This window comes from Candidatus Ancaeobacter aquaticus (assembly GCA_030765405.1).
In the GTDB taxonomy this organism is placed as follows: domain Bacteria; phylum Auribacterota; class Ancaeobacteria; order Ancaeobacterales; family Ancaeobacteraceae; genus Ancaeobacter; species Ancaeobacter aquaticus.
In genome coordinates this window covers 1-5,409 of sequence record JAVCCP010000082.1, presented here as the reverse complement: position 1 = coordinate 5,409, position 5,409 = coordinate 1, and the positions used below count along the sequence as shown (strand labels likewise).

The window sequence follows — 5,409 nt, the reverse complement described above, 5'->3', positions numbered from 1 at the left end:
CGCAAGGACGGATGATATGTACAAAATACAGGGATATTCCGCCCTTGTATGCAAACTAGAAATTCTTTCGTTATAGCTGCAGGAAAACAGATTTTGCCTTTCTCATACATTATTCGCCATAACATTCTGAACACAAGTCCATCTTTACCGCACGCGATAATTACATTGGGATTAATCAATTCAATTTGTTTTCTGATAAATTCTCTATCGTTATAAGAATACAAACAAATCTCTTCCCTATTCTCACTACCCGATCCCGCCAATTTCTTCAAATTGATAATCGCGACTCGCTGCATAGTACGAGCAATATCTTGCCAAGAAACAGAGCCACCGGGATCATCGCCATCGCATATTATTCGAGTCCACCTCGCTATGTTGCGATCAAACGGTTTCTTTAAGCATATTTCACCCCATATCTTGCGAAGATCAGCACCCTTATATTTGTCATAATTTCCATCTTTACTATTAGGTTCTTTGGTGACAAATAAGATTCTTCTCTTCTCATTTGAGAAGACTTCTTCATTAATGACACCATCGCGGTGAAATTCGCCGCGAAGAGACTCCGAATATGATTCGATCCATTTCTCGAAATATAATTCGTGCATTTATTTTCTCCTCCGTTTTCCGTTCTCGTGAACCCACCCTTCCCTGTCATGCAACTCTGCATGACAGTTGAGGCAGTACACATAAAACTGTTTTAAAAGGGAGTTGACCCCTTTAAAAATTTGTATAATCAGAAAAAAGGTTAGAAGCAACACCTTGTTAGCTTAAAAATTATTTATTCAATCAATGTCCAACCCTTGAGTTTATTGATTTTTACAGAACCTGATTTTGCTGTTGCTGAATATTCAAGATCAAAGAAATCATTGATATACGTTGATAAATCATCATGGCTTGGATCAAAACTAAACTCTTTTGTGCATGCCCATTTCTTTTCAAGCACACAAAAACAAAATACAAAAGATACTTTTTTAGTTATATTTTTAGAACATTTCTGAAATGAATCTTTAAATTTATCAAATAACGTTGGAATAGTTTTATTGCCGATGTTTTTTAAAGTATGGAACCAATTTCCAGCTATATTTTCTCTTATAAGCTTTTCAATATCTTTTCTAATATCTTCAACTTGTGGGTTATGGGCTTTAAACTCAACATTAACCACTTTCTCAAATGTATTATCATTATTGATGAACATACTTAAATCAGTAGATGCACTCACTGGGGTTTTCCCTTTTTGCTGGTACACATTCTCCGTTGGGGTCTCTATCGAATAGAAATAATTCAAATTATTTAACACACTGCAATACAACACTCTGGCTTCTTGCTCGCTTACGCGTATTTCGCCACTTCTTTTTTGTGGTAAAATCAGGTGTGGTGATAGACCATTTAATTTGCTGTTAACATTAGCAACGTTCCATAAATTTAAACAGACTCGCTTATTAATCTTATAAATATCTTTAACAATCTGTTGTTGATTCATTTTTTGTTTTCCCTCACACAATTCAAGTATTTTTCCCGAATTCCCAGCAAATTATAAGTTTCTTTTTTATATGTATTTTATGTACCATAAATACAATAGTAACATTTTCAATTCTTTAAACTCTTAACTATTTTAATCTTATAACATCGATACCACATTTAGCGCACACAACATCAGGCTCTCAGAATTTAATCATAGTAACACAATGTCATTTCTTATAATATTACTCCACACTATACTTGTCACCACGTTGCTTAAATGCCTCCTCGCCACCCTCCAATTCCCATAATTTCTCTCTATGATCAAGGTCTTCTATCGTCATGTCAATTATCGTCGTATGTTTATTCACCATATCAAGACACTGAATTAACTCGGCATCACCATTGACGACAAAATTAGCATTGTGAGTTGCAAAAATAATTTGTCTCGTCTGCTTCTTTTCCTTTATTAACTTGACGAGATACTTAGAAATAAGAGCGCTGTCTAAATGAGCTTCTGGTTCATCAATCATTATTGGAGTATTTCCAAGTATGAGTAAAATAACAATTGCAGCGGTGCATCGCTGCCCAAAGGATGAATCGTTGAGAGATTTACCATCATACAGTACTTTAATCACCTTAAAGCGTTTTACGTCTCCATAAACTTTCTTAATTAGAAGCTTATAAATTTCAAAATTTCTGTCATAACTGAATGTATCAAAAAGATATTTCTGCGTTTTTATAAAGTTTTTTTCCTTACCATTCTTGATCGCCTCGATAAATTCATCTTTTTGCATAACGTCAAGTGGCTGCATCTTAAATAAATAATCAGCCAAAATATCATTTTTTGGCATTTCTTTTTCGTCAGAAACAAATATTTGTTGAAATTCCTTTAACAAAACAGTTTTTGCATCTACATCATGAAATCCATAGAGAAGCGATATCGGCTTAACCTCCTCTCCTAGGATTTCCAATCTTTTTGATATCGGTGCAAGCTGCGCCTTAATCTCATTTTCTAATTCTTTTTTCACATCATCTATTTTCTCCGGACTGAAGTCTGATATTTTATCATCTAAATCCCGAGCTATATTCTTTAACTCTTCAAGATTTACAGTTAGCTCATTAATTTTTGAGTTTGCATAAGCTATATCGGTTAGGTCTTCTCTTACAACTCCTTGTTCTTCTAAATATTTCTCTAAATCATTACGAGTATCTTTAATTTCCCTAACCAATTTCTCACGATGTCGTATTATATCTGCATAATCTTGTTTTTTTAATTCCTCTAACACCTTCGACGCTCTGCTAATTTCTTTGGTATATGCTTCTCCATATGTATTATGAACCACATCATCACTTTTCTTATGTTTTTCAACAATAGTTTCTAAATCTACTACAAATGAATCTAATTTTTGCTTACTAACATCAATGCATCTTAAGTCTTTATCATATTTTGACAGATTATCGCTTAGCTCTATATATTTATCCGTTTGTAATGACGATACTAATTTCTTATTAGTTTCGAGTTCTTTGCTCGTATCGGAAATCTCTTTTTCTTTTGTTGCTCTATCAAAGATACGATCAATCTGTTCATCAATTTGTTTTATTTCCTCTCCAACTTTATTTTCTAGATTCTTAAGACAATCGTTTTTATCTAACTTTTCTAATCGTTGATATATTGCATCGGTAAACTTCTTATGATCTAAAGCAAATGTTTCTATCTCATTTTGACTCAAAAATTCTATATATTTTTCTTCTTTGTCATCATCTACAAATACACAATCATAAATACTTTTGCTATCTGGAATTCTTAGTTTACGTTCTTCCATCATTTCCTTAAAGAATACTGTTGACCCAGGTCTTAGTTTCTCACTTATCAGATTTAATATTGTGCTTTTACCTGTGCCTCTACCCCCGATAATACAGTTCAAGTGAGGGTTAAAATACATTTCATGTTTCCCTTCTAAACAAAAAGGTTCCTCAACGATTTTTACGCCCAGAGGAAAGTCAAATACGACTTTTTCCAATTTGTAAAGTGGCTCTCGTGGTTTTGTTTCTTGAATACAAATACGACTAGAAGGCTCATAAATAATTTGTCTTAACCCTTCAAATGTCGGATCAGCTTTAATCCAACAGTTATTTTTTAAAGCATATTTATTGATATTGTGATTATCAGAGCAAATAATCATTGGTATTACACGCTTAATACTCGGAAATACTTTTGTGCGGTACCCATCGATATCGCTAATCTTCCCAACTTCATAAACATTAATGGATTTTACAATATCTTCTTTTACTGCTTCTTTGTATGGGAGAGCATTTGTTATTTTCTCAATAGTATTGCTTTTTGACCCAGCATGAATTGTTACAATGCCCCCTAATTCAGAAATAAGCTTGGCTGCTTTTTCTAAATCACAATATACCTTATCGTTACCTTTTACCTTAACATCATTAGGCGTTAAATGAAGTTGCCCCTGCAACTTTGTCCAAATAGTATCTATATCTGAATTCTCTGAGAATATTCCTGCAAAATGGATAGATGTACTCCCACCCAATTCAGAACGCAACTCGATCCCTGGTAATATTGTTATCTCCCCCTTAGCCAGCTCTCGCAGTTTATGTATTCGTTTTACATCGATAAAATGATGATCAGTTATCGCGACAACTGCAATTTCACTTTCTTTCAGCACCTCGATTATTTTCTCATTCGCAATACCTTTATTTTCATAGTCATATGATGATGGTGTATGGAAATGTAAATCCCATTTTCGCCACACCGAACCACTTTTACAGATCATAAATTACCTCTTTCATTCAATTACAGTCTAGAGTAAAAAACAAATAGTTTCTTTGCACACCCACACAGTCTTCGACTAGAACATCTATTGAAGTAAGTTTTTCCACGCTTTAATCATACCACTTAAAGCATCCATGACCGGCATGCTATTACCATCTTTTTTTAAATAATAAACGGTGTAAACACTACCCCCAAAGTTAATATTATCTAAACTGGTGTCATTTTCTGAAATTTCTTCAACGTAAACAGCTCCGCCAGAAGCAACAGTAACATGAGCCTTGCCAGAATTAGCATATAAGTGTTTATATGCATTGGCCATACTCTGAACATCATTGAAATATGGCGTAATTCCATCCATGTGTTTTTGAAAGTCTTTTAACTCACCAAACAGAGCAACTCTAGGATCCCCTCTACGTTTATAATAGTTAAAATAGTTATCTGTCATATGAAAAAGGCTGAGAATCGCATTAAATGCCTTCCTTATACTTCCCTCATCATCACAGAATTCGTCATAGTTTGGCTTGACAAAGCTATCATAGTAATATTTTGGATTCATTTGCATATTTTGCGTTATATATCATTGTAATGTACAAGTCAACAAGATTTAGTGTTGTAACAATATCTACGTATTCACCAACGCGAAGCTGACCTAAAGCCAAAGGGAAAAACAAGAATTACAGAAATGATTTTATGAACTTAGAGTATTTTGAGGGGTAAATATTTTTACCCCTCAACTGTAAAAGACGATAACTACTATCTCTAGTATCAAACTCCCATAACCCTGTCTCCGTAGCTATGCGATAACAAAACCATGGATGCCAGGGCGCACTAAGGAACCCCTCAACACCACCATGCTGACGTATAAAACGATAATATCTTCTATAATCTCTATTAATAGTACGTCTCCAATGATATATACCACCATCATCAGTAACATCCTTATACAAATAACTACCCTTCCTCCTAACATCTCTAGGAGCAATCCCAAACATACCTACAAAAACCCAAAAACAGAAACGCAAAACAGTAAATATATATAACATAACGAACTCCTCTCTCTGCGTGATAATGAATGCGCAGCCCTCAATAAGAAAAACTGCTAACATTCACAAAAGGAACAATCTACACAGGAAACAAATATAAGACCATCTTCCTCG

5 protein-coding genes are annotated in these 5,409 nt (G+C 34.1%); all 5 read right to left on the bottom strand.

Annotated elements, in window-relative coordinates; all coding sequences use genetic code 11:
- The coding region (locus P9M13_11125; GenBank protein ID MDP8263836.1) for a hypothetical protein at positions 1-605 on the bottom strand (605 nt) is incomplete at its 3' end.
- A gap of 173 nt (positions 606-778) precedes the next feature.
- Positions 779-1,480: a hypothetical protein gene (locus tag P9M13_11120; protein ID MDP8263835.1), complete on the bottom strand. Its 702-nt coding sequence runs from the start codon at positions 1,478-1,480 to the stop codon at positions 779-781.
- A gap of 223 nt (positions 1,481-1,703) precedes the next feature.
- Entirely contained in the window at positions 1,704-4,253 is a 2,550-nt protein-coding gene (locus P9M13_11115; protein MDP8263834.1) for an AAA family ATPase, read from the bottom strand.
- An 84-nt stretch (positions 4,254-4,337) separates the two neighbouring features.
- Positions 4,338-4,814 carry a hypothetical protein gene (locus tag P9M13_11110; GenBank protein MDP8263833.1) on the bottom strand — a complete coding sequence of 159 codons (477 nt, stop codon included), beginning with the start codon at positions 4,812-4,814 and terminating at the stop codon, positions 4,338-4,340.
- A gap of 112 nt (positions 4,815-4,926) precedes the next feature.
- The gene (locus P9M13_11105) at positions 4,927-5,295 is read right to left on the bottom strand and encodes a hypothetical protein (GenBank protein MDP8263832.1); all 369 of its coding nucleotides are present in this window, start codon (positions 5,293-5,295) and stop codon (positions 4,927-4,929) included.
- Positions 5,296-5,409: the final 114 nt, after the last annotated feature.